A 19970-nucleotide genomic window follows, 5' to 3' on the forward strand; every position below is an offset into this window, starting at 1 on the left:
ATATTCCGGATAATCCAAGATTCATTGCAGAACGCTTATTGAATAAAAATTCAAATATATGCATAATCTGCAACACTATCGTTATGACCTCAGGGTGCAAAATGCGTAATCCTGCTAAACAGGAAGATCTGATCAAAGCCTTCAAATCGTTATTGAAGGAAGAGAAGTTCAGCTCTCAGGGCGAAATTGTCCTCGCCTTACAAGAAGATGGCTTCGAGAACATCAATCAATCGAAAGTTTCGCGCATGCTGACCAAATTCGGCGCGGTACGGACCCGCAATGCAAAAATGGAAATGGTCTACTGTCTGCCTGCGGAAATCGGTGTCCCAACCACCACCAGTCCATTAAAGAATCTGGTATTAGATATCGATTACAATGAAGCCGTCGTCGTTATCCGCACCAGCCCGGGGGCAGCGCAGTTAATAGCCCGACTGCTGGACTCATTGGGGAAATCAGAAGGAATTCTGGGCACCATTGCCGGTGATGACACCATTTTCACCACACCTGCCCGCGGTTTCAGCGTTAAACAGCTGTACGAAGCGATTCTTAGCCTTTTCGAACAGGAACTGTAAAACGGTTCTCTGTTCAGCTTAATGGACTCTCCGCATTACACTTTATGTGCAGGTTACCCGCAATTTTCCTCTGAAGGTATCCTGCAAGCTCCCCACCATACCGGTAATAGTTATCCTTTTTATTTTAACTACCTTATAAATGCCTCTCATTTTTCCCTCTGTTACTCCATGACAGCGTTTTTTACGGGCAAATAGCTCATTACAGGTCACATCATCGTTACATCATCGTTTCATTAGTGCGAACAACTGTAAAATTACGCACAAATAGTCAAAGCAGCTCAACCTTCTGATTTTAATAACCAATCATTCAATTCGTTCATTTTTACATCTCTTTTAATATCTTTTAGTTATTAAAAACACGACAAGCACACTTATAACCACCAAAAAAACTATTAGCAAACTATTAATATTCTCAGTTACCACATGTATACTCATTTTCGTGATGTGAATCACTGTTTGTTCGGACGCATAATAAAATAGACGAGGTTAATCATGAAAGTTACTACTGCTATCGCAACATTAAGCATTCTATCTGCCCTGTCATTTGGTGCTTTTGCAGCACAACCCGTTACACAGGATCAGGCGCAAAAATTGCAATCTGTTGGAATGATTAGCGTAAGCGGCATCGCCGGCGCTCCTTCAGATATCCGCCAGGCACTGTCCGCAAAAGCTGACGAAAAAGGTGCTAAATCCTTTCGCGTGATCGAAGTTCGTGAAGAAGGCAACTTCCACGCTACCGCAGAAATTTACCAATAAACGTGTCAGGTAGATAAAGCGAAGAGGCCTGAGCACAACCAGGTTTGCGGAATCAAAACGAAATACCCAATGGATTTATCACTGCAACACACCAAGTTTCCAGAGCGTGAGAACGCCCTTCAATCTTGATAATACAGACCTGATGAATCCCAAACATGAATCGACGTTGCGATGAAAAGTTGATATCAACGTCATAAATATCAGGAAATTGTCATGAAAATCATTACTACCCTTGCTGCCCTTAGCCTGTTTACTGCCGTTTCATTCGGCGCTTCAGCGGCACAGCTGGTCACCAACGATCAGGTACAGAATTTACAGCCTATGGGCGTGATTAACGTCAGCGGTGTTAACGGCGTCTCTATGGATATCCGCCAGAAACTGTCCGATAAAGCCGACAGCATGGGTGCAAAATCTTACCGTGTGATTGAAGCCCATAACGACGGTGCTTATCACGCAACCGCAGAAATCTACCAATAAGATCTCTGCCTCAGCGTCATCATTACAGAAGTCCTTCACATTTAGCATTACCGGGTTCAACAGCCACAAACCAGCGATAAAAATCTGCGCTGTTGAGGCTGGAAAGAGAGCTGACACTGCCACTGCCGTGCTCTCGTGCTTCCGAGACCCTCGTCGTCCTGTCCGACGACACCTTTTGGCTCCCGTAAATTGCGGGAGCTTTTTTTTATGTTTTTTCCGGCGCCGCAGATTAGCCATAAAAAAACACAGCCGAAGCTGTGTTTTTCAGTAAAGAGAGGGTGAACTCAGGATGTTAAAACTCTTCGACTACCTGAGCCTTCACGGCCAGCGCATCCAGCAGCTTACTATGAATACCGCCGAAACCGCCGTTACTCATCACCAGAATATGGTCGCCAGGCAGGGCGGCCTTCACCACCAGATCTACCAGCGAATCCACATCAGCACTCCAGTGCGCAGGCTGGATACAGTGCTCGGCCACTTCAGCAACCTGCCACGGGATATGTTGGGGTTGTAGCAGGAACACTTCATCCGCGCGGCCAAGCGCTGGCGCCAACTCATTTTTACTCAGCCCCATTTTCATGGTGTTTGAGCGGGGTTCGAGAACAGCGAGAATGCGCGCCGTGCCGCCCACTTTACTGCGCAACGCAGCAAGCGTGGCGAGGATCGCCGTCGGATGATGAGCAAAATCATCATAGACACTGACCCCAAAGGCTTCACCGCGCAGCTCAAGACGGCGGCGGGCATTGATGAAATCATCCAGAGCCTTGCAGGCATCTTCTGGCTTCACGCCCACGTGGCGGGCAGCGGCAATAGCCATCAGACCATTGTGCATATTGTGTTCGCCAACCAGAGACCAGTGCACTTCACCGACTTTTTCACCGTGCAGGGAGACGGCAAACGAGCTGGAGTCTGGCGTCAGTTTTTTCGCATCCCATGCGCAAGCTTCCGTTTCCCCCACAAACTCTTGCTCACTCCAGCAGCCCATTGCCATAACTTGTTTGAGCGGCGTGTCATGCTCAGGCAGGATGATTTTGCCCTGACCGGGTACCAGACGAACCAGATGATGGAACTGTTTCTGAATGGCTTTCAAGTCGTCGAAAATATCCGCGTGATCGAACTCGAGGTTATTGAGGACCAGCGTACGCGGGGTGTAGTGAACAAACTTCGAACGCTTATCGAAGAACGCACAGTCGTACTCATCGGCTTCAATCACCATAAACGGACTGTTGCCCAGACGGGCTGAAACGTCGAAATTGCCCGGCACGCCCCCGATAACATAGCCCGGTTCGTAGCCACAAGCTTCGAGGATCCAGGCCACCATACCGGCGGTCGTCGTTTTGCCATGGGTACCGGCGACAGCAATCACCCAGCGACCAGGCAGAACGTGGTCATGAAGCCACTGCGGGCCAGACACATAAGGAATGCCCTGTTCCAGCACGGCTTCGACGCACGGATTACCACGGGTCATGGCATTGCCGATAATGACCAGATCTGGCTGTGGATCAAGCTGAGACGGGTCGTAGCCCTGGATCAATTCTATACCCTGATTTTCCAGCAGCGTACTCATTGGTGGATAAACGTTGTTGTCCGAACCGGTCACCTGATGCCCTTGTGCACGTGCCAGCATCGCCAGCCCGCCCATAAAGGTGCCGCAAATCCCAAGAATATGAATGCGCATATGTTTTCCATTAATGCCTTTAAGTCAGCCGCTATTCTACCGCTCAGAATCGTCCAGAAGAAATGGATTTGCCTAGGATTCATCCATATATTTGGGCTAAACTGCCCACGCTAATGTAAAAGGTTTATTAACAAACCGTTATCCATCCTAGATTCAGGGAATGCGTCATGAAAACGTTAGGCGAATTTATTGTTGAAAAGCAGCAGGATTTTCCACATGCGACTGGTGAACTCACCGCCCTCCTTTCAGCAATAAAGCTCGGCGCAAAAATCATTCACCGGGACATCAACAAAGCCGGGCTGGTCGATATCCTCGGTGTTAGTGGTGTGGAGAACGTGCAGGGCGAAGTTCAGATGAAACTCGACTTGTACGCGAATGAGAAGTTAAAAGCCGCCATGAAGGCGCGCGGTGAAATTGCCGGTATCGCGTCTGAAGAAGAAGATGAGATCGTCATCTTTGAAGGGGAACGTGCTGAAAATGCAAAATACGTCATCCTGATGGATCCGCTGGACGGCTCATCAAACATTGATGTAAACGTCTCTGTCGGGACGATTTTCTCCATTTACCGCCGTACTACTCCGCTGGGCCAGTCAGTCACCGAAGCCGACTTCCTGCAACCGGGCAACCGCCAGGTCGCCGCCGGTTATGTGGTTTATGGTTCGTCCACCATGCTGGTTTACACCACTGGCGTTGGTGTTCACGCCTTCACTTATGACCCGTCGCTTGGCGTATTCTGCCTTTCACATGAGAAAGTCCGTTTCCCTGAAAAGGGCAGCATGTACTCGATCAACGAAGGCAACTACATCAAATTCCCGCTCGGCGTCAAAAAGTACATTAAGTATTGTCAGGAGCAGGACGAAGCCACGCAACGCCCATATACCTCGCGCTACATTGGCTCGCTGGTTGCTGACTTCCACCGCAATCTGCTTAAAGGCGGCATTTACATTTACCCAAGCACCGCAAGCCACCCTACCGGCAAACTGCGTCTGCTGTACGAGTGCAACCCGATGGCCTTCCTCGCTGAACAGGCAGGCGGCAAAGCCAGCGATGGTAAAAACCGTATTCTGGACATCATTCCGCAGAAACTGCACGAGCGTGCCCCTTTCTTCGTCGGCAACCGTTCGATGGTTGAAGATGCTGAACGCTTTATCGCTCAGTTCCCGGACGATGCTTACCCACAATAAAAACGCTTTATCTCTGTAACTTACATGTAAGGGTTCGGCTCAGGCTGAACCCTTTTTTTATGACATCACTGAATCAGACAAAATCCTGCTGATTGAGCTTAAACACCGAGACGCTCTGCGCCAGTAATTGTGCCTGCTCCTCAAGTGAACGCGTGGCGGCAGTGGCTTCTTCCACCAGTGCGGCGTTCTGCTGAGCGACCTGATCCATCTGCGTAATAGCGATGTTCACCTGCTCGATACCATGCGTTTGTTCGCTGGTCGCAATGGAAATTTCATTCATCAGGCTGGTGACACGGCGCACTTCGCTGGCGATCTCGGTCATGGTGGCCGCAGCAGATTTCACCATCGCCTCCCCTTCAGAAACCCGGCTCTCCGAATCATCAATCAGCGCTTTGATCTCTTTGGCTGACTGCGCGCTGCGCTGGGCCAGACTGCGCACCTCACCGGCTACAACGGCAAAACCTCGGCCCTGTTCACCGGCGCGTGCGGCTTCTACTGCGGCATTCAGCGCCAGAATATTGGTCTGGAATGCGATACCGTCAATAACGGCGATAATGTCTGCAATGCGTTTGGAGCTGTCGGTGATGGCATGCATTTTGTCCATCACCTGATGTACAACTTTGCTGCCTTTATCTGCAATACCCGACACGCTTTTTGCCAGTTGGTTTGCCTGCTCTGAATTCGTGGCGTTCATGCGCACGGTGGAAGTCAACTGCTCCATGCTGGCCGCGGTCTCTTCGAGCGATGCAGCGGACTCCTCGGTGCGCTGGGCCAGATGCACGTTGCCTGCCGCCAGTTCACGCGTGCCGACATCAATCTGATTACCAGCATCACGAACGCGGCCCACAGAAGCCGCCAGTGCATCCTGCATCTTTTTCATAGCCCGCAGCAAACGTCCCATCTCATTGCTGCGCGAATCGTCAATCTCATGGGTTAAATCCCCCGCTGCAATAAATTCAAGCTGGGCGATAGAGGCACTCAGCGGATGCATAATGATTTTCTGCAGGGCAAACCACGACAACAGGGCAATAGAAATCGCGATCAGGCAGGCAATCACAATGACCATCAGCTGGACATTCGCCTGCTTCTGCGCGGTAGAGATGTGCCGGTCAGCCGTTTCATTGGCGTACACACGAAAATCCCCCAGCGCTTTGTCGTAAGCGTTGCTGTAGGGCGTCATTTTATTTTCCAGCACGTCATAATATCCGTCCGTGCTTTGCGCCTGAATAGCCGCCAGCGCAGGTTGCAGCCCGTGCAGCTTATAGGCTTCATAGGCCACTTTTACGGCAGTGGATAAATCTTCACCGCGCTGGGTTTCATCATCAATTGCCATAAACACGGCCACCTGCTGATCCGCCTGTTTAATATAATCAGCAACCCGCTCCGCCGTTTCTTTCGAGTCATCCATCATGCCAATTTCCATCTGACGAACCGCTACGCTGCTGGCAACACGGGCACGCAGAGAAAAACTGTAGCTATTGGCTAAAGCCCCAAGCTCTTCCCCCTGAAGGCGGTCAATTTGCTTGAGCGAAGTAGCACTCTGGCGGATCGCATTGGTACCCAAAAAGCTGACTAATAATAGAATCAGTGTCATTACGACTAACAAGGCGATCAGTCCCGCCTTTACGCTCAATTTATTCAACATGCTGTAATACCCGGTTGTTTATGAAACAGAGGAAAATGCGAGAGAGGTAGTTCGTAGGCCATGCAGAGTTTTTATGTAAACTGTTATCGGCAATCTCGTGAATTTCTTGATAAAAAACCGTAAAACAGGCAGTTAGCGGGTAAAGCCTGCTGGCGGGAAACTTTCCTGCCAGACACAGAAGATTTAGCGGGAAAAAAAAGAGGGATCGACCAAGAGTCCTGACCGCGAAAATGACGGGAATTCGTGACGGACTTGGCTATAATGTGCGGCACTCCATTCCTGGTCCAATGAAGGAACCCCAAATGAGCTTACTCAATGTACCGGCCGGTAAAGACCTGCCAGAAGATATTTATGTTGTTATCGAAATTCCGGCCAATGCCGATCCGATCAAATACGAAGTAGATAAAGATACCGGCGCACTGTTCGTTGACCGCTTCATGTCTACTGCGATGTTCTACCCGTGCAACTACGGCTACATCAACCACACCCTGTCCCTCGATGGCGACCCGGTTGACGTTCTGGTGCCAACGCCGTACCCGCTGCAACCCGGTTCAGTGATTCGCTGCCGTCCGGTTGGCGTGTTGAAAATGACCGATGAATCTGGCGAAGATGCCAAAGTGGTTGCGGTTCCGCACACCAAACTGAGCAAAGAGTACGATCACATCAACGATGTGAACGACCTGCCAGAACTGCTGCGTGCGCAGATCACTCATTTCTTCGAGCAATACAAAGCGCTGGAAAAAGGCAAATGGGTGAAAGTCGAAGGTTGGGATAACGCAGAAGCCGCTAAAGCTGAGATCGTGACCTCTTTCGAGCGCGCTAAAAACAAGTAATTGTTTTTGCGGTTGAGTAAAAAGAAAAACACCGTCCACTGGACGGTGTTTTTGTATGTCTCTCTCCCTGGTAGAAGAGAAGATTCAGCAATGTATTAAATGACCTTGCTCAGAGTTCTCACTTCACATCGCCCGCACGCTTTACCCAATCTCCCCCTTCAATACGTGGCACTCCCTCGAGTGAACGTATGTAGAGGTAAATCCAAGCACTGCCGTACGGTGTGGAAATCAGTTCACGTTTATAATCTTTTGTATTACTTTTCAATTCGTCCAGTTCAGCCATGATAGACGACGTGATGCGGTAAACTTCACAATAGACTTTCCCGTCCCCTGGAACTGCTGCCGGGTAGTGCCCCAGATTATAGAGCGCATACCCGTCCAACTCGTGGTCACCCAACCACTGAGCGTTAGTCATCCAATGACTGTTGCCTTGCTTGCGTCGTAAACTGCCATAAACAATTATTCGCATGTTTGGTTTCGTATAGTAAAAGTCACATGGGTTAAAACTGAAACTGATAAAGCACATCTAACGCCTGATCGATACCGGAAACGGCTTCCAGATACAATCTTGGCATCAGACGATAGCGCAGGGTTAAGGTTGCCAGCGAGTCGAAAATCCCGACGCCATATTTCACCTGTAATCCGGGTAAAACATAGCCGCTAACCACCACCTGAGAGCTGTCTCCCACGCCTTGCGTATCCAGTGCCAGATTGCTGACACCGAATGCCTCGCCGATTTTACCCACAAGTTTACCACTTTGCGCAACCCCCATTCCGATAAGCATGGAAGTCATGGCTCCGCTGTCGGCTCCGGAACTGTCCAAACCTTGCCCGCGAAGCAGGTAGGACAAGGCTTCCTGCTGCGACATGGTCGGATCTGAGAATATTTCAAGTTTCGGGGCATCGGCCTCGCCGGTGACGCGAAGACCGGCCGTTACGCCATTTTCTGTAGAATCCGGATTACGAATCGCTTCCAGATTCAGCAGCGGCTGATCGGCCGGACCTGAGAATAACAGCTGGCCTTTGCGCACCAGCAGATCCTGACCGTAGGCATGGAAACGCCCGGAAGGAATATCAATCTGGCCGTTCAGACCCAGCCCGTGTTTATCCTGCACCACTTTAAGCGCACCTTTAAGGCGGGCTTTCAATCCGAAGGCATCGAGGCGTACATCATCGCCGATATTTACAATCAGATTGCTGTTGATCGGAACAGACGTCGAGGCTGGTGCAATCGGCTGACGCTGATCGTTAAGCATCACTTCGTCAGATGAGACGCCGACGGCGCTTTCAGGCAGTTCCTGCACCGTGATACGCGCCCATGGGATATCCACCCGGCCAGTGAGCGAGAAGAGCTGCGGCGTGGCTTCAAACACCAGATCCGGCGAAACGTCCAGACGCACCATTGGCGGAACCGAAACCCGCACGCGGTCACCTTTCGCCGCAATCCGTGCACGCCAGGCATTGAGTTCACTCCAGTCAGCGTTACCGTTCAGCGCGAGTTGCCCGTGCGCCGTGCGGATCACACCATCCATCAACGATGACATGCCGTTGAAATTGATGTTGATATTGGCATTCGTGATATCGAACGGCATGAACTGACCATCGAAATCGACATCTGTCAGCGCAAGCCGGCCGAACACCTGAGGTTTCTGCGCATCACCACCGAGGCGCAGATTCGCATTGAGAATACCGGAGGCTTTCTCACCGTCCATCAGCGCCGGTTGCAGCAGCGCCATGGAGATTTTGGTGATATTGACGTTGCCGCTCAGATTACGGCGCCCTTGCGGATCCGTAATCTGAATATTGCCGTCGAGCTGGCCGTTATTGGTAATTTTAATCAGCCAGTCGAGATTCGCGCGTCCGTTATTAAGTCCGGCATTAAGGTTGAGCGTATCAAAAGCGACCGGCAGCGGGTTGCCCTGAATCAGTTGCTGCACTTTCACGCCCTTGCCCACCAGTGACAGGCTTGCCTGCGGCAAACCGCCATCGGCCTTCCAGCTCACATTCGCTTTACCGCTGAAGACACCGCTGAGTTTCGTGTCGTCGCCGAGGAAAGGCTTAAGCATTGCCAGATCAAAACGGTTGAGCAGCAGGCTGGCCTGCCCGCTAGCCCCGGCCTCAATGGTTTTCGGCACGCACAGATCGGCATCCGGGTTTTGCCAGCAGTGCGGCCCGACGGTCACCCGTTGTTCTTTGTTGAAATAGTCCAACGCAATCGCGCGGTTTAGACGCCACTCTCCGACCGGCGTATCAAACAAAGTATTGTTGATATTGCCTTTCCAGTGCTCGGTGACGCGGTCAAAACTGCCGCTCAGTGCCAGACGGCCGGAGACCGGCTTGCCTTCGACATTCAGTTTCAGCTCATGCTGCTTCTCGTTGCCTTTGGCATCCAGCGTCAGGTCACTGATTTGCAGTGCGTCCTGTTTTAGTTGCTGCACACGGACAGCCAGAGTGCCCTGAATCTGGTCGGAAGAGCTGACGTCACCCTTGATGCCGACCCGGCTAATGGTCAGCGCTTGCCATTTCAGCCCTGTCGCGGTGAGATCGGCCAGCAGTTTTGGCGCTTTAAGATCGCCCCGTAATTGCAGCATCCCCTTCGCCACGCCGCCCAGTCCTGGTAACGCGCCGTCCAGATGTGGCGCATCAATCTTGGCATCCAACGCCCACTGGTCGCTGAGCTTGCCCTTCACATCAATATTGTTACGCCCCAGTTCCAGATGCAGCTGAGGGATATCCCACTGGCCGTAGCTGTTACCGCGCAGGTTACCGCGGGCTTTAACCAGATTATTTTTCACATTACCGTCAAGTTCCAGCGTCGGCACCTGCATCTGCCAGGTACCGCCATACAGACTGCCACGCGTGGCAATTTTGCCCTGCAACTTCGCCGGCCAGTCCGGATATTGTTTGGCGGTATTGATGTTATTAAGCGTCAGCAACGTATTCCAGCTGATGGCTTTACTCCAGTCCACTACGCCGGTCAGGTCGGTATTGCCCTGCAATGCCACGAGCCGCAGCAGGGTCAGTTTGAACTGTTCGACGTTACCTTTACCGTCAACGGTGAGCGTCGCCGGAGGGATCTGCTCGCCGCTGAAATCAGAATGCAGGGAGAGCGCATAATCGGTCGCTTTCCCGCTGAATTTCAGCTTGAAGCCCTTCGCCTGAAACTGCGGCGTACCGGCCAGCGGCCATTGCAGCGCATTACTCTCCAGCGCCAGATTCAGCGGCAGACCGGCCTCGGCCAGTTGGGTTTCCAGCGATAACTGCGCCCGCACCGGGCCAGAAAGATTCAGGCCAACATCCAGCTTCTCGCGCAGGGCGCCGCCGACTTTCAGTTTGATCTTCTCGCCCTTCAGCGGATCCACATTCAGCGCGGTGTTGATCGTCATATCGACCGGCCAGTTGCCGTTGAGCGTGGCCTGACCGATACCATCTAACGACCCCTGCGGCGAACGCACCTGAAGTGCGTCGAGTTTCACGACCTGATCAAGTGTGCTGGCCTTTAACAGGAAACGGGTGATCAGCACGTCGGTATCGCCAGTCAGACGCAAATTGTCTGCGGTGATCTGATCGACATTAAGATCCAGCGGCAGGCGGAAGTCAGGCAACTCTGGCAACAGCGGCTTGGCAAAGAGTTCCTGCAAGGTTTCGCCCAGTGGTTTCTCTGGCACGACGACCGGTTTTTCCGCCGGTTTCCCGGTCACTTTCTCCTTCGCTTTCTCGACGGCTTTATCCTGTACTGCCTGCACGACGTCAGGCAGCGGGCTGACCGGCGTTTTGGGCAGCGCAATCAGCAGGCCACCAATGTGGGTCGGCAAAAGGTGCAACGAACGGTCCTGCCACTGCGCACCGGTGCGGAACTCCCCAAGGGAGATGGCACGGTCATCGATAGTCACGTTAACGTTATTTAGCGTCAGTACGCGCAGGGTTATCGGATAAGGCGTACTGAGATTGGTCAGCGGCTCGCTGTTGTCAGGTTCTGCGGCAGGCTCCGCTGGCGTCATCTCTTTGGTATTCACCGCGACGTTAACGTCACTCAGACGCAGCGCATTAATGCACAACGCACTGTTTTTGAAACAAGAGAGATCGACCGAAAGGTGGAACTCACCGGCCTTAACGTCCACGCCGGGCATTTCGTAATGCAGCCCTTTGAGCGTCAGGTTACGCCATCCCCCCTCAACGCTGGCGATATTCAGGCCGGGAACAAACCGTTGTGCCCCGTTGATGACCAGATGCAAACCGGTTTGTGTACCGATGAGAAACGCCACTGTGCCCACCAGCAACAGCAGGACAATAAGGAAACCAAGGCAGATCTTCTTAAACAGACTCATAATTCCGGACCCAAACCGATGTAAAACTGCAATCCATGCTCATCCTGGTCGCTGACCGGCGCCGCGATATCAAACTTCACCGGGCCTACTGGTGAAGCCCAGCGCACCCCGACACCCGCACCGGTTTTGATATTGCTTTTGGCGATATCATCCACAGCTTCACCGGAATCAACAAACACCGCCCCCCACCACTTCCCGGTGACGTTGTACTGATATTCCAGCGATCCGGTCGCCAGCTTGGATGCACCGGTCAGTTTTCCGTCATCATCTTTGGGTGAAATCGATTTGTATTTATAACCGCGAATACTTCGGTCACCACCGGCAAAGAAGCGCAGGGACGGCGGAACGCGTTCAAAGTCATTGGTTTCAATCCAGCCCAGATTGCCACGCACCACAAAGCGATGCTTATCGGCCAGCGTGCGGATCCAGACGTTCTGCGCCTGGATCACGGCGAAGTCGACATCAGAGCCCCAAGTGGTATCGGAGACATCAAGAGAGTAGCGCTGAGAGTCGCCCCAGGTAGGCATCAGCCCGCCGCGCTGGCGGGTGCGGTTAACGTTCACGCCCGGATAGATAAGCATCGTGGTGTTGGTCACGCTGCCTTGTGTAAAGTGGTCGAGGCTCCAGCGCAGGTTCACCGCACGCTGCCAGCCGCTATCCAGATCCCAGTAACGCGCCAGATTGACGGTGCTGGAGTCTGATTTGGTGTCATTGAGGTCTTCGCGCTTAAAGCCGCCCTGTACCAGATAGTATTGCTGGAGCGGGTCTTTCAGCAGCGGGATCTTATACGTCAGGTCTAGGGATTGTTCCGGGGCCGAAAGGTTGACCGAACTCTCAAGACTCTGGCCGCGATCGTTAATCCAGGGCTTTTTCCAGTTGGCTTTCAGGCGCGGGCCGACGTCCGTGGAATAACCAACCCCGGTTTCTAAGGTGTTACGCGTGCGTGGCGTTACTACGGCATCCAGCGGCAGCGTTTTGGTGGTTTTCGCATCGGTGAACTCGGGGGAAACCACCACCGAGTTAAACCAGCCCGTCGCCGCCAGACGGCGGTTCAGCTCCGCCAGATCGGACGAGCTGTAGTCATCCCCTTTGTGAAAAGGCACCAGGTTTTGCAGATACTCTTCGCGGATCTGCGAGCCCTGAAATTTAACCGCGCCAAAATGGTAGCGTTGGCCGCTGTCGAACTGAATGTCCCAGAAGGCTTTATGCTCGTCTTCAATCACGCCGAGCTGACTTTTCACCATGTCTGCATCAAAGTACCCTTTACGCACGGCCATGCCGGTCAGGGCGCTTTTAAAGCCATCGTAGGTGCCATGATTCAAAATGGTGCCAACGGCAGGCACCTTCTCCTTCTTCAGTGCTTCGAACTCACTATCCTTGCTGGCCTCTCCTTCGATCACCACCTGAGTGCCTGCGATCTTCACTGGCGTTCCTGGCGTCACTTTCGCAATCAACACCGGGCGGCCCGGCGGAGGCGTCTGACGAAAATCGAAATCAATGGTCGGCTGGTAGTAACCTAAAGGGCGCAGCCCCTGCTCAATGGCCGCACTGACACGGGCGCGAAACCGCCCGTCAGCGCCCACTTCATCACTCTGGATAGAGGAGAGCCGGACCCGCACATTCTTTTCAAGTTCGCCATCGAGGCCTTCCAGCTGCAAGCGCACTTTTGCAGCCATGGAGAGCGAGGGAGCCAGCAACAGACCTAATAATAAAAATTCTCGGTGGTATCGTGGCACGCGCACTCCTGCTAATTTTACTGTCCTGTTAAAATATCAGATGCCTGTCAAGGGGATTAGCACCGAAGCACGGCAGATTCCCCTTTTTAAAGTCTGATTAACACATTTTACTGCTAATCCTCGAAAATTAATCAACGACAAGGCAACGTTACCCGTATTGTGTGCAAAGTCGCAATCAGATACAACTAACCGTGGCCTATTGGCCGTAACAGGTTATTAAATAAACAGCCGGAGTCCCCTGTGGTACAACATTCCGATAAAACCAGTTTTGATAAAACCCAGATTGTGAAGCAGGAAGATGCTTTGTCTGGCCGCATTACGCCGATGCCGGTCGCCACCACGCACGTGGTCAATGGTCATTCGATGACCCACGTTCCGGACAATATGGACGTGGCGATTTTCGCGATGGGCTGCTTCTGGGGTGTGGAACGGCTGTTCTGGCAGCAGGAAGGGATTTACAGCACAGCAGCCGGTTACAGCGGCGGTTTCACGCCAAACCCCACCTACCGTGAAGTGTGCAGCGGCCAGACTGGCCATGCAGAAGCCGTTCGCGTGGTCTTTGACCCGGCGGTGATAAGCTATGATCAACTGCTGCAGATCTTCTGGGAAAATCATGACCCGGCGCAGGGTATGCGTCAGGGCGGCGATTTGGGCACACAATACCGCTCAGCGATTTATCTGTTGAGTGCGGAACAGCAGAGTGCCGCACAGGCCAGCCTGCAACGTTTCCAGCAGGCGATGGACAGTGCCGGTGACAAGCGTCACATCACCACTGACATCACCGAAGCGTTGCCGTTCTACTATGCCGAAGACGATCATCAGCAATACCTGTACAAGAATCCGGAAGGTTATTGCGGCCTGGGTGGCATCGGCGTGTGTCTCCCCCCTCAGTAAAATAACCTCCAAAATCATTCAATTTGCAGGTAGGCGGTAACCAAAAGCACCCGATGAGTTTACTCAGGTAAGTGATTCGGGTGAGGGAGGGCAGCCAACCCCCCCGCAATTTGAAGGATGCAGGGGTTTTTTTAAGCGCTGGCGGCAATCTCAGTGCTACTGCTATACTATGCGGGCCGCAAATGTGGCCCGATAAACGTATTTCTGGCTGTTATCTTTGATTTTTTCGCCCTAAATGATGTTTTCTTTTATACAACAACCCAATTAAGTGCCCTTCCCTGCCGGTCTTTGTATCGGTGTTAAACGGATAGATTATGTTAAACAGTATCTTACTGATTCTCTTACTTATCGCGATCAGCGCCTTTTTCTCCCTGTCGGAGATATCGCTGGCCGCTTCGCGCAAAATAAAACTTAAACAGCTGGCAGACGAAGGAAACGTCAACGCCTCCCGTGTTATGAAATTACAGGAAACCCCTGGCCTGTTCTTCACCGTGGTACAAATCGGCCTGAATGCCGTCGCCATCCTCGGTGGTATTGTCGGCGATGCCGCTTTCTCCCCTGCTTTTCAGGCTTTCTTTATTCGTTTCATGTCACCAGAACTCGCGGACCAAGTCAGCTTTATCTGTTCCTTCGTCCTGGTCACCAGCCTGTTTATTCTGTTTGCTGACCTCACGCCGAAGCGCATCGGTATGATTTCACCTGAGTCGGTTGCCGTTCGTATAGTCAACCCGATGCGTTTCTGTCTGATGATTTGCCGCCCGATGGTCTGGTTCTTTAACGGCATGGCAAATATGATTTTCCGTCTCTTTAAGCTGCCAATGGTGCGTAACGACGACATCACCTCCGATGATATTTATGCGGTGTTTGAAGCCGGTGCGCTGGCTGGCGTGCTGCGTAAGCAAGAGCATGAGCTGATCGAAAACGTGTTTGAGCTGGAATCGCGCACCGTGCCGTCCTCCATGACCTCGCGTGAAAGTGTGATTTATTTTGATCTGCGCGAAAGCGAAGAAAGCATCAAAGAGAAAATCGCCACCCACCCACATTCCAAGTTCCTGGTCTGCGACGGCCATATCGATCAGGTCGTGGGTTACGTCGACTCCAAAGACTTGCTGAACCGCGTGCTGGGCAATCAGAGTTTGATGCTGAGCAGCGGCGTCCAGATCCGTAACGCGTTGATTGTGCCAGACACCCTGACACTCTCCGAGGCGCTGGAAAGCTTTAAAGCCGCGGGCGAAGACTTTGCGGTGATCCTTAACGAATATGCCTTGGTGGTGGGGATTATTACGCTCAATGACGTGATGACCACGCTGATGGGGGATTTGGTCGGTCAGGGTATGGAAGAGCAGATTGTCGCGCGTGATGAGAATTCATGGCTTATTGAAGGCGGTACGCCAATCGAAGACGTGATGCGCGTACTGCATATCGAAGCGTTCCCGCAGGCTGGGAATTATGAAACCATCGGTGGTTTCATGATGTTCATGCTGCGTAAAATCCCGAAACGTACCGACTTTGTGAAGTTCTCCGGCTATAAATTCGAAGTCGTGGATATCGACAGTTATAAAATTGATCAGCTGCTGGTCACCCGCATCACCGATAAACCTGTCGCGCCGCTGTTACCTAAGACGCCGCAGGAAATCAAAGATGAGAAGAATGCGCTGAAGCTGGCTGAGAAAAACGGCGATCATTAACCGCTCATTTACGCGTGAAAGCGTGAATGCCTGAAACACGAACGGCCCTGAAAAGGGCCGTTTTCTTTGGTGCTGATGACCGTGGTTGCCATCATGCTCCGGGGTTTTAGCCCATTTCAGTCTGCAGATGAGTCACCTGGCGGTTAACTTCTGACATTACACTGAAGTGGCGCTTATCACGTACTTTCGGCAGTAAAATTTTGCCTTGGTCGAACTCAAATGCGCCGACGTCTTTAATATAAAGACGGCCACGGAACAGCGTCTTAACGTACTTGGCTACTTTCAACGGATTGTAGCGCTGGAAGATTCTCATTTTTCTACTTTCCTCCGATAAATCACTGCGTATTCAGGCCGGGTAAAGCTGCGATGAAAGCCTGAATGGGATCGTCTTCGCAGTGAGTAGACATATAACATAGCAGGGAGTTCAGGATCTGCCAGTTTATTTAACTGCTTTTACTTGTCTTGACAGTGTGCTTTTAAGAAATGTCACATTCCGACAGTATAACCCTTCAATTCGTACCATTTCTGTAACCCATAACACACTGTTAACATTTCAACAGGACAGACCACTTGTCTGATTCTATGATTGTCGGGTCAGCCCATTTTTGCGGCCTCGTTATTGGGAGTATGTATGATTTTTAAAAGCCTGCTAATTATGTCTCTGGTTATTTTTCCGTTATTTGTTTCAGCACACAATCTTACCCCTGGTGAACGCCTGCCTGCCGTCGGTGTGGATGACAGAGGCGAGCTGAACTACGTCAATAAAGACTTCAGCTATAGCCGCTGGAATAGCGCCAAACTGCCCGGAAAAGTGCGCGTGGTACAACATATGGCCGGGCGTACCAGCGCAAAAGCGCTGAATACTCCGCTGGACGATGCCATCGGCGCAGCCAATCTACCGCGTGATCGTTACCAAACGACGACAATCATCAATACAGACGATGCCATCATCGGCACTGGCATGTTTGTGAGCAGCAGCATTGAAAGCGGCAAGAAAGAGTTCCCTTGGTCACAGATCATTGTCGACAGTCAGGGCCTGGTGAAAAAGGCCTGGCAGCTGGAGCCGAAAAGCTCCGCCGTGATGGTGCTCGATAAAAATGGCGTGATTAAGTTCGTCAAAGAAGGGGCGCTGACGCCGGAAGAAGTGCAGAAGGTGATCGCGATGCTGCATCAGTTAGTGAAGGAATAAGCGGGATTAGGGCGTGAGAAAAGCGCAAAACTGCGCCTTTCTCAATCTTTAGTGCATCAGAACAGCGATACCCGGAACCCCGGATTGAGGAACGACTCTTTCGGGGTATACAGCAATGTCTGCCCTGTCCAGTCATGCACAATCGCCCCTGCGGCAATTGCCACCGCGTGGCCTGCACCGGTATCCCAGATATTGGTCGGCCCGAAGCGCGGATAGAGCTGCGCTTCGCCTTCGGCGACCAGACAGAATTTCAGTGAAGAACCCACCGAAACCGTCTGGTGCTCGCCCAGTTGGGCAAGATAATCCTTCAGCTCCTGGTCATTGTCATAGTGCGACCGGCTGACGACGACCAGCGGCGGATAGGCCTCTTTCACCTGAATCTGTTTACGCTCGCCGTTTTCCTCTTTCCAGGCTTTCCCTTCAGCCGCGCTGTACATCACTTTGGTTACTGGCACATACACCACACCCAGCACCGGCTTACCGTTTTCTATCAGGGCAATATTGACGGTGAACTCGCCATTTCGCTTCAAAAACTCTTTGGTGCCGTCGAGCGGATCCACCAGCCAGTAACGGGTCCAGTCCTGACGTTCGCTCCAGGTTTGTGGATCCTCTTCTGACAGCATCGGCGTCTGCGGATCAAGCTGTGCTAAGCCTTTCTTAATCACGTTGTGCGCAGCCATATCGGCAGCCGTCACCGGTGAATCGTCTTTTTTCTGGCGGGCATCAAGGGGCTGTTCACCGTCATACACAGCCATGATGGCGTCACCGGCATCACGCGCCAGCTGGCAAATTTTATCTAACATTTTTCACCTCGGTATTCATGCACAAACGCAATGTCATAGATGAAGCCTAGTTTTTTTTAGTCGGAATAGCCATCCCGTAATCTGCGCCTGTTAACAATTCCACTACGTATTACCGGTTACATCTCACAATTATTTATGACAACTGATTACATTCTCATCGGATTTTGAGATATATATCGGGTTTTCTCTTATGGATATTCCCCTTCTGGAGGCACTGCAATGAATACGCGTCATCTGACGTTATCCCTGTTAGCCACGCTGGTTGCCGTTTCGGCCCACGCTTCGCAGGTTGATCTGCGGATCATGGAAACGACTGACTTGCACAGCAACATGATGGACTTCGACTACTACAAAGATAAGCCGACGGACAAATTTGGCCTGGTGCGTACCGCCAGCCTGATCCACGCCGCACGTGATGAAGTCACCAACTCGGTGCTGGTCGATAACGGCGATGTGATTCAGGGCAGTCCGCTGGGGGATTACATGGCCGCCAAAGGCCTGAAGAAAGGCGACGTTCACCCGATATATAAAGCTATGAATACGCTGGACTATGCGGTGGGGAATCTGGGTAACCACGAATTCAACTATGGGCTGGATTATTTGAAGAAAGCGCTGGCCGGGGCAAAATTCCCGTACGTAAACGCTAACATTATCGACGATAAAACCGGTAAGCCGCTGTTTACGCCATTCCTCATCACCGATAACCCGGTGAAAGATCGCGACGGCAACACCCACAACCTGCGCATTGGCTATATCGGTTTCGTGCCGCCGCAAATTATGGTTTGGGACAAGGCCAATTTGCAGGGCAAAGTCACCGTGGCTGACATCACCGAAACCGCGAAAAAGTGGGTGCCTGAGATGCGCAAGCAGGGCGCAGATATCATCGTCGCCATCCCGCACTCCGGGCTGTCAGGTGATCCTTATAAAACCATGGCTGAAAACTCGGTGTACTACTTAAGCCAGGTTAAAGGCATCGACGCTATCATGTTCGGCCACGCCCACGCCGTCTTCCCGAGTGAAGAGTTTGCCAGTATCAAAGGGGCAGATATCAAACAGGGTACGCTGAACGGCGTTCCTGCGGTCATGCCAGGTATGTGGGGCGACCATCTGGGCGTGGTAGACATGGTGCTCAATAATAACGACGGTAAATGGCGGATCGAAACCGCCCGCGCTGAAGCCCGTCCGATTTATGACAAAGCCGCCAAAAAGTCTCTGGCGGCAGAAGATCAGGATCTGGTGAAAGTGCTGGCCGACGATCATAAAGCCACGCGCGACTTCGTCAGTAAGCCGGTCGGCAAATCCAACGACAATATGTACAGCTACCTGTCGCTGGTGCAGGACGACCCGACGGTTCAGATCGTCAACAATGCGCAAAAGGCCTATACCGAGCACTTTATTCAGGGCGACCCGGATCTGGCCAACCTGCCGGTGCTTTCCGCTGCCGCGCCGTTTAAAGTCGGTGGGCGTAAAAATGACCCGGCCAGTTTTGTGGAAGTGGAAAAAGGCGATCTCACCTTCCGTAATGCCTCAGACCTTTACCTCTACCCGAATACCCTGGTAGTGATGAAAGTCAGCGGACAGGAAGTGAAAGACTGGCTCGAATGTTCCGCCGGCCAGTTCAATCAGATCGATGTGCACAGCAGCAAACCGCAGTCTTTGATCAACTGGGACGGCTTCCGCTCCTATAATTTTGATGTGATCGACGGGGTGAACTATCAGATTGATGTAACCCAACCTGCGCGTTTTGACGGTGAATGTACGCTGCTCAACAAAAATGCCGAGCGCATTAAAAATCTGACCTTCAACGGTAAGCCTATCGATCTGAAAGCAACGTTCCTGGTCGCCACCAATAACTACCGCGCCTACGGCGGCAAATTTGCCGGTACGGGTGATAAACACATTGCGTTTGCGTCACCGGATGAAAACCGTTCGGTCGTGGCCGCTTATATCAGTGCCGAAACGCAAAAATCTGGCGCTGTAACGCCAACGGCGGACAACAACTGGAAACTGGCACAGATTGTCGCCAGTCAGCCGCTGGATATTCGCTTTGAAACGTCACCGACGGAAAAAGCCGCAGCGTTTATTAAAACCCATGCGCAATATCCAATGACCGCTAAAGGCACCGATGATATTGGCTTTGAGATTTATCAGGTAGATCTGCAAACCCCGCTGAAATCACAGTAATCT

The 19970-nt window shown here is 52.0% G+C and carries 16 protein-coding genes; 9 read left to right on the plus strand and 7 right to left on the minus strand.

The annotated features are described in order from the left end of the window. Positions 1-101 precede the first annotated feature (101 nt). From argR to yhcN (ACZRKO_RS17225), 3 genes are all read left to right on the plus strand, one after another. Complete coding sequence (gene argR, locus ACZRKO_RS17215; protein WP_140473293.1) at positions 102-572, plus strand: transcriptional regulator ArgR; 471 nt, start codon at positions 102-104, stop codon at positions 570-572. A gap of 492 nt (positions 573-1064) precedes the next feature. Further along, complete coding sequence (yhcN, locus tag ACZRKO_RS17220; protein ID WP_463738452.1) at positions 1065-1328, plus strand: peroxide/acid stress response protein YhcN; 264 nt, start codon at positions 1065-1067, stop codon at positions 1326-1328. A 213-nt stretch (positions 1329-1541) separates the two neighbouring features. Further along, positions 1542-1805 (plus strand): peroxide/acid stress response protein YhcN, encoded by a 264-nt coding sequence (gene yhcN, locus ACZRKO_RS17225; protein WP_463738453.1) that lies wholly within the window; start codon positions 1542-1544, stop codon positions 1803-1805. A 292-nt stretch (positions 1806-2097) separates the two neighbouring features. Here yhcN (ACZRKO_RS17225) and mpl read toward each other — a convergent pair whose 3' ends face one another. Continuing rightward, a complete protein-coding gene (mpl, locus tag ACZRKO_RS17230) occupies positions 2098-3483 on the minus strand; it encodes a UDP-N-acetylmuramate:L-alanyl-gamma-D-glutamyl-meso-diaminopimelate ligase (RefSeq protein WP_463738454.1) in 1386 nt (461 codons plus the stop codon). Between the two features lie 167 nt (positions 3484-3650). On the opposite strand from mpl, the gene fbp reads away from it, so the two are divergent. Then, positions 3651-4667, plus strand: a complete 1017-nt coding sequence (gene fbp, locus ACZRKO_RS17235) for a class 1 fructose-bisphosphatase (RefSeq protein WP_463738455.1) — start codon at positions 3651-3653, stop codon at positions 4665-4667. Positions 4668-4740: 73 nt separating this feature from the next. On the opposite strand, the gene ACZRKO_RS17240 is transcribed toward fbp, so the two are convergent. Then, complete coding sequence (locus ACZRKO_RS17240) at positions 4741-6312, minus strand: methyl-accepting chemotaxis protein (protein WP_463738456.1); 1572 nt, start codon at positions 6310-6312, stop codon at positions 4741-4743. Between the two features lie 302 nt (positions 6313-6614). Between ACZRKO_RS17240 and ppa the strand changes: the two genes are divergently transcribed. Then, complete coding sequence (gene ppa / locus ACZRKO_RS17245) at positions 6615-7145, plus strand: inorganic diphosphatase (RefSeq protein WP_463738457.1); 531 nt, start codon at positions 6615-6617, stop codon at positions 7143-7145. 118 nt (positions 7146-7263) lie between these two features. On the opposite strand, the gene ACZRKO_RS17250 is transcribed toward ppa, so the two are convergent. Genes ACZRKO_RS17250 through tamA form a run of 3 tightly spaced genes read right to left on the minus strand, consistent with a single transcriptional unit; the run spans position 7264 to position 13149 of the window. Then, positions 7264-7614, minus strand: coding sequence for a gamma-glutamylcyclotransferase family protein (locus ACZRKO_RS17250; protein ID WP_463738458.1), 351 nt, complete (start codon positions 7612-7614; stop codon positions 7264-7266). Positions 7615-7645: 31 nt separating this feature from the next. After that, entirely contained in the window at positions 7646-11473 is a 3828-nt protein-coding gene (gene tamB / locus ACZRKO_RS17255; protein ID WP_463738459.1) for an autotransporter assembly complex protein TamB, read from the minus strand. Then, the gene (gene tamA / locus ACZRKO_RS17260; RefSeq protein ID WP_463738533.1) at positions 11470-13149 is read right to left on the minus strand and encodes an autotransporter assembly complex protein TamA; all 1680 of its coding nucleotides are present in this window, start codon (positions 13147-13149) and stop codon (positions 11470-11472) included. Before tamA ends, tamB begins: the two co-directional genes overlap by 4 nt. Before the next feature lie 300 nt (positions 13150-13449). On the opposite strand from tamA, the gene msrA reads away from it, so the two are divergent. Further along, positions 13450-14103 carry a peptide-methionine (S)-S-oxide reductase MsrA gene (gene msrA / locus ACZRKO_RS17265; protein ID WP_463738460.1) on the plus strand — a complete coding sequence of 218 codons (654 nt, stop codon included), beginning with the start codon at positions 13450-13452 and terminating at the stop codon, positions 14101-14103. 314 nt (positions 14104-14417) lie between these two features. Beyond that, the gene (gene paeA / locus ACZRKO_RS17270; RefSeq protein ID WP_463738461.1) at positions 14418-15791 is read left to right on the plus strand and encodes a polyamine export protein PaeA; all 1374 of its coding nucleotides are present in this window, start codon (positions 14418-14420) and stop codon (positions 15789-15791) included. Positions 15792-15897: 106 nt separating this feature from the next. Here paeA and ACZRKO_RS17275 read toward each other — a convergent pair whose 3' ends face one another. Beyond that, entirely contained in the window at positions 15898-16104 is a 207-nt protein-coding gene (locus ACZRKO_RS17275; protein ID WP_459177164.1) for a DUF1107 domain-containing protein, read from the minus strand. Positions 16105-16422: 318 nt separating this feature from the next. On the opposite strand from ACZRKO_RS17275, the gene ACZRKO_RS17280 reads away from it, so the two are divergent. Further along, on the plus strand, positions 16423-16980 hold the full coding sequence (locus ACZRKO_RS17280; RefSeq protein WP_463738462.1) for a YtfJ family protein: 558 nt from the start codon (positions 16423-16425) through the stop codon (positions 16978-16980). Between the two features lie 56 nt (positions 16981-17036). On the opposite strand, the gene cysQ is transcribed toward ACZRKO_RS17280, so the two are convergent. Then, positions 17037-17783: a 3'(2'),5'-bisphosphate nucleotidase CysQ gene (gene cysQ / locus ACZRKO_RS17285; RefSeq protein WP_463738463.1), complete on the minus strand. Its 747-nt coding sequence runs from the start codon at positions 17781-17783 to the stop codon at positions 17037-17039. Positions 17784-18002: 219 nt separating this feature from the next. Here cysQ and ACZRKO_RS17290 point away from each other — a divergent pair, with 219 nt between their 5' ends. After that, the gene (locus ACZRKO_RS17290) at positions 18003-19967 is read left to right on the plus strand and encodes a bifunctional 2',3'-cyclic-nucleotide 2'-phosphodiesterase/3'-nucleotidase (protein WP_463738464.1); all 1965 of its coding nucleotides are present in this window, start codon (positions 18003-18005) and stop codon (positions 19965-19967) included. Positions 19968-19970: the final 3 nt, after the last annotated feature.

Source organism: Ewingella sp. C233 (assembly GCF_055407225.1).

What these genes read in the sequence shown, in the direction of transcription:
- argR (WP_140473293.1), top strand. Translation starts at nt 102, where the DNA reads ATGCGTAATCCTGCTAAACAGGAAGATCTGATCAAAGCCTTCAAATCG.
- yhcN (WP_463738452.1), top strand. Translation starts at nt 1,065, where the DNA reads ATGAAAGTTACTACTGCTATCGCAACATTAAGCATTCTATCTGCCCTG.
- yhcN (WP_463738453.1), top strand. Translation starts at nt 1,542, where the DNA reads ATGAAAATCATTACTACCCTTGCTGCCCTTAGCCTGTTTACTGCCGTT.
- mpl (WP_463738454.1), bottom strand. Translation starts at nt 3,483, where the DNA reads ATGCGCATTCATATTCTTGGGATTTGCGGCACCTTTATGGGCGGGCTG.
- fbp (WP_463738455.1), top strand. Translation starts at nt 3,651, where the DNA reads ATGAAAACGTTAGGCGAATTTATTGTTGAAAAGCAGCAGGATTTTCCA.
- ACZRKO_RS17240 (WP_463738456.1), bottom strand. Translation starts at nt 6,312, where the DNA reads ATGTTGAATAAATTGAGCGTAAAGGCGGGACTGATCGCCTTGTTAGTC.
- ppa (WP_463738457.1), top strand. Translation starts at nt 6,615, where the DNA reads ATGAGCTTACTCAATGTACCGGCCGGTAAAGACCTGCCAGAAGATATT.
- ACZRKO_RS17250 (WP_463738458.1), bottom strand. Translation starts at nt 7,614, where the DNA reads ATGCGAATAATTGTTTATGGCAGTTTACGACGCAAGCAAGGCAACAGT.
- tamB (WP_463738459.1), bottom strand. Translation starts at nt 11,473, where the DNA reads ATGAGTCTGTTTAAGAAGATCTGCCTTGGTTTCCTTATTGTCCTGCTG.
- tamA (WP_463738533.1), bottom strand. Translation starts at nt 13,149, where the DNA reads ATGGCTGCAAAAGTGCGCTTGCAGCTGGAAGGCCTCGATGGCGAACTT.
- paeA (WP_463738461.1), top strand. Translation starts at nt 14,418, where the DNA reads ATGTTAAACAGTATCTTACTGATTCTCTTACTTATCGCGATCAGCGCC.
- ACZRKO_RS17275 (WP_459177164.1), bottom strand. Translation starts at nt 16,104, where the DNA reads ATGAGAATCTTCCAGCGCTACAATCCGTTGAAAGTAGCCAAGTACGTT.
- ACZRKO_RS17280 (WP_463738462.1), top strand. Translation starts at nt 16,423, where the DNA reads ATGATTTTTAAAAGCCTGCTAATTATGTCTCTGGTTATTTTTCCGTTA.
- cysQ (WP_463738463.1), bottom strand. Translation starts at nt 17,783, where the DNA reads ATGTTAGATAAAATTTGCCAGCTGGCGCGTGATGCCGGTGACGCCATC.
- ACZRKO_RS17290 (WP_463738464.1), top strand. Translation starts at nt 18,003, where the DNA reads ATGAATACGCGTCATCTGACGTTATCCCTGTTAGCCACGCTGGTTGCC.